Annotated in this window: 4 protein-coding genes; all 4 read right to left on the reverse strand. The window is 44.8% G+C overall.

Annotated features, from left to right (window positions below):
• Positions 1-267: 267 nt before the first annotated feature.
• The gene (locus AC805_RS10175; protein WP_055075333.1) at positions 268-1536 is read right to left on the reverse strand and encodes a CCA tRNA nucleotidyltransferase; all 1269 of its coding nucleotides are present in this window, start codon (positions 1534-1536) and stop codon (positions 268-270) included.
• A gap of 200 nt (positions 1537-1736) precedes the next feature.
• A complete protein-coding gene (locus tag AC805_RS10180) occupies positions 1737-3218 on the reverse strand; it encodes a cobyric acid synthase (protein ID WP_055075334.1) in 1482 nt (493 codons plus the stop codon).
• Positions 3219-3464: 246 nt separating this feature from the next.
• Positions 3465-4331, reverse strand: a complete 867-nt coding sequence (locus tag AC805_RS10185) for a DUF4388 domain-containing protein (RefSeq protein ID WP_055075335.1) — start codon at positions 4329-4331, stop codon at positions 3465-3467.
• Positions 4332-4415: 84 nt separating this feature from the next.
• Positions 4416-4955 (reverse strand): ATP/GTP-binding protein, encoded by a 540-nt coding sequence (locus AC805_RS10190; RefSeq protein ID WP_055075336.1) that lies wholly within the window; start codon positions 4953-4955, stop codon positions 4416-4418.
• Positions 4956-5114: the final 159 nt, after the last annotated feature.

Below are 5114 nucleotides of genomic sequence, written 5' to 3' on the forward strand. Positions count from 1 at the left end.
GCACCACTTTGGGGTAGTGGGGGTCTTGGGTTCAAATCCCAACATTCCGATTCAAAAATTTTAATAAATAGTTAAACATAACTAAAAACCAAAACCTAGAAGAGCGTACCGCCCGCGTAGCGGGCGGTACGCTCTTCTAGGTTTTAAGTTTACTTATGCTTAACTACTTAGTCCGAATTAGCAATTCTTTGTAGTTCTAAAAATGAACGGATTTATACCAATTCCAAAAATGGCAACGCCATTTTTGGAATTGGTATAAATCTTAACTTACATAATTGATTGAATTAAATCAATTGCTTCTTGTTTGGATTGAATTTTGCCTTCCACTTGTGCAATTTTGACACTTTCCAATAATTCACCAATTTTAGGGCTAGGTGCTATTCCCAATTCATTGCGCAGATCGTCGCCGCTAATGAGAGCAACGGGATAGGCGATCGCATCGTGGGGATTGAGCCATCTTTCTAACCAAGGGGCGACACTCTCTAGATCGCATCCGCTCGCTAGGGCAAGCGCAGCGATCGCTGGGAAAAATTCTAAGGTTGCTTGAAAAAATTTATATTGCGCCGTTCGCGTCGCCTGACTGACTAAGGTCATAAATTGCGGTAGATAGCGCAAAATGCCGACCAACCACCGCTGTTCTGCACGACTCAAGCCCAATGGCTCCAGAGCCGTCGCACTATTGGTTAGGGCTGCTAGTTCGATCGTGACTAGGGCATAGCGATCGCCTGCTAGTTGTTTGCTGAAAAATAAGTCTAGATGCGGAAATTTTGCCAACAAGTCGCGAATTACCCTTCCAATCTGGGTAAATCTTGCTAAATTCAAATGCTGACTTGGCAACCAATCCTCTAAGATGCGATCGCCAATAGCCTCTAGCATCCATTGATTTCCGTTTCGAGTGGACAACAGATACCCCAATTCTGTCCTGACCCTTTCCGCCGCTATAGACTTCAGCTTTGGCGCAAATTTAATTAAGACCTGCCGAGTTAAGCCCTCAATTGCAAAACCTAACTGAGCCGCCTGTCGGTATCCTCGCAAAATCCGCAAAGGATCTTCTGCCAAGTTCTCAGGAGCAACCATCCTAATTTTCTTCTCTTGCAGATCGCGGATACCATTTAAGGGATCGATAAAGTGATAGGAGTTCTCAGACAGAAAATCTTGGGCATTTGTACTTGCATTAATATTCTGAGCATTCTGATCGTTATTTTGAATAGTTTGATGGCATTCTAAGGCGATCGCATTCATACAAAAGTCTCGCCGCCCTAAATCCGCTTCGATGCTCTGCCCCATCTGTTGTGCAAAATCCGCCGTACCATTTTTAAATACGACTCTAGCTATTTGGCGCTCTGCGTCTAAGACTACAAACCCCGCTTTATACTTGCGGGCGATCGCTTGAGCCGTCTCCACAGCCTTTTCTGGTAAGACAAAATCTAAATCGAGATATTTACTCTGGCGGTTTAATAAGCGATCGCGTACCCAGCCACCGACCAAATAAGTAGGGGCTGGTAAATCATTAAAATCGAAGGGAAATTGCTGCAAAATCTATTTATAGTCTACTAAGCTAGAGTTTTTGGTGACTTAAGCTATGGTATACGATCGGCGCACGGCAAAGAAAAGCGATCGCACTTTGTTAACTAATTTCATCAGTCCCCAAGAAGAGAAGGTTGGCGCGAAGCGCCAACCTTCTCTTAGAAAAACGGTAGCGCACGCACAGCGTGCGCCACAGGTCTTGAATCCATCTACTTATCTAGATAATGACGAATCTCGTCAAGGTTTAAATGGGCTTCTAGTAAGTCCGCCATCTCGTTATAAAGCTGATGCTGGCGATCTTGCCAAGATATTAAAGCGGGTTGATGTTCGGAAATATTTGCCAATCTTGTGAGAGACTGCCTCACAGCCGCCGATTCAAACAAACCATGCAAATAACTACCCCACACCAGATCCCCCTTGGTTCCCTCATCACGATATTCGCGATCACACTGAATCGTCAGCAAAGGCGGCAGTAACCAAGATTTATCGTTCTCCATTGACCTAGTATTTCCCATATGAATTTCGTAGGTCATCCATTGGTCGATCGCTTGTTCTGATTGCCAGATCGCCTGTACTTGGCGTACCTGTTTGGTCGCCGTAAATTCCGTGTTAATCGGCAATAGCCCTAAACCCTCAACATCTCCCGCTTTACCCGCAAGCCCATCGCGATCGCTCAGATATTTACCTAACATCTGGTAGCCCCCGCAAATACCCACGATCGGAACACCTCGGCGATGCGCCAACAGAATTGCATCCGCCAAGCCCGTAGTCCGCAGCCATTGCAGATCGCTGAGGGTATTTTTGCTTCCTGGAAGAATGATAATTCTGGCGCGATCTAGTTCGGTAACGCTCTGAACCCATAGAGTTTCAATCCCCGCATCTAACTGCCAAGGTTGACTATCCTGCGAGTTCGACAAGTGGGGGAATCTGATCCATGCAATCTTCGCGCCGCTACCACTAGTTTCGGCTTCACGGCATAGGCTATCTTCGCTCTCAGGTTGCAAATCTGAGGCATAGGGCAAAACCCCTAGATAGGAAAGATGGGGCATATGCTGGCGAAAGTGACGATCCGCATCACTAAACAATCGCAAATCACCACGAAATTTATTGACAATAAAACCCAGCCCCATAGCTTTGACAGATTCCGATAGAAGTTGATGCGTGCCGATAATCTGGGCAAACACACCTCCTTTCTCGATATCCCCAACCAGAATCCACCGTCCCTGTAAATGAATGATTGGACGCAAGTTCACCAGATCGCGGTGCATGAGATTTAACTCCACAGGGCTTCCCGCCCCTTCTAACAGCAAAACATCACAGCGATCGCGCCAAAATTCAAGGGTGTCCCGAACGGTTTCCCATAGAGTCTCGATATGCTGATAATAATCGATGGCGGCAATATGTTGCTTTGCTTTCCCTAGTACAACCAGTTGCGAAGTTCCATTGCCTGAAGGTTTGAGAAGAATGGGATTCATCTCCGCGATGGGACGCATCCCACAGGCGATCGCCTGCACTGCCTGAGCTCTCCCAATCTCCCCCCCTTCTAGAGTCACATAGGAGTTATTAGACATATTTTGAGCTTTAAAGGGAGAAACTCTTACTCCATTGCGCCTCAGCCACGCTCCCAATGCTGTCACCATCCAGCTTTTACCAGCATTAGATGATGTTCCTAAAATAGAGATGGCTTTCATAAATATCAGTATTTATCGATTTATCGTAATTTCTTAATTGTGATTTCTAAGAAACCATTTAAGAATTACTTTCTGCGGTCAACAACTCTAAGAGATCCCCCTCAATCCCCCTTAAAAAGGGGGAAGAATTTAATTCCCCCCCCTTTTTAAGGGGGGCTGGGGGGGATCTATCCAATTCTTAAAATGGTTTCTAAATTGTAATTTCTAAATCGTAATTTCTAAATTGTAATTTCTAAACCGTGATTTCTAAGCTTTATGCTGTAAAAAACCGACTAAGCTCTGTAAGAAGCTATTACTAATGGGCGGGCGATCGGAAATATTATTGGCTTTACCATTGGAATCATTAGCTAGCAAATCTGTATCATCTATATCATTTATCCCCATATCAATATCGGGTACTTCTTCTACTAAGCCTACAACAATTAGCCGAAAAGCAATCTGTTGGACTTTGGCAAGCGGTAACTCAAGGCGTTGGGCAATGCTTCTTAAATTATTAGAACCATCCGCCAGAGACCATAATTGAGTCTCATTAACATCTAACCGCAGTTGCGATCGCCCCGCAGGGACGATATTAAATAAGGTCGAATTTGGTTCGGGCAACTTACTTTGTAATATTCGCCAATCCTTAAGACTACGCAATCCCATCAAGGTCGTCTCGGTCGCAGGGAGACTCAATCCCGTCATTTCTGCCTTAGGCAAACTCACATTCGCATCAAAGCGAAACTGTCCAGATTCGATCTGAAATAGAGCGCATACCTGCCGCAGCACCTGTACGCTAAACAAGAGCTTTAACTGATCTGGCTGTAATATGCCTAAGGATTTGAGATTTAGTCCCAGCAGTACGTTTTCTTCGAGAAGACGCTCTAAATCATCTTTTTGAGAAGGGCTGAGCCAACCTCTTTGCTCAATTAATCTGGCTAGTCCTCGATTGTCTAAGCGATCGCCCGCCGCAACAACCCTTCCATTTTGCAACCAGATATGCCGTAAAAAGGGTTTACCTGTCTGGGTGTTTTGGGGATCGCGGATGGTGAGGATTCCCGTTTTTTGCCCCTGATCTAAGAACTGAAATATCTCAGGAAGAGAAAATTCGGATAAAGAGCCTGTAATTGCCATAACTATAAACCAGAAAGTATATGCTTGAATCCTTGACGATGAATAGACTTATTCTTTAACTTCTTTAATATGAGATGACCTAGATCAAGCGGCGGTACTTTGAATATAGTATTGTACGAGAGCTACGATCGCTTGAACGACGGTATCGCGTTCTTCTGCGTGCAAAACAACTACAGGGGGCTGAGATATCTCTTCGACAAATCCCAGTGCCAATTTAATATTCTCACTTGACCACGCTCCTTCACAATCCATATGGGTAATGCCGATAATGTAAGGGATCTGCACCCGACGATTCATATAGCTGAGAATGCGCCTCGCATAGCGAAACTCTTGCGGGCGATGGGCTGCGACTAGGAGGATAAAGGCATGGGCTTTTTTAATGAGAATATCCCACATAAAGTCAAAGCGCTGCTGTCCTGGTGTTCCATAAATATGTAAAGCCATGTCAGGTCCAAAAGTTAATCGACCAAAGTCCATCGCGACAGTGGTTTTATGTTTTATTTCGGCAGTCTCATCCGTGGCTCGGCGATCAGTATCTACAACATCGATTTCACTAACTGTGCGAATAAAGGTTGACTTCCCTGCTCCCACAGTTCCAGCAACAACCAAGCGCATGATTTCCATAATTATTTATTCTTTGCCTATAGCGATCTAAATCAATACATTTTTGGCGGAGGTTGTAAGTAGCTAAGAAGTAAACTTAAAACCTAGAAGAGCGTACCGCCCGCGTAGCAGGCGGTACGCTCTCTGGTTTTGGGTTTTAATTATGCCCAGCTACTTAAT

The organism is Pseudanabaena sp. 'Roaring Creek' (assembly GCF_001402795.1).
GTDB lineage: Bacteria > Cyanobacteriota > Cyanobacteriia > Pseudanabaenales > Pseudanabaenaceae > Pseudanabaena.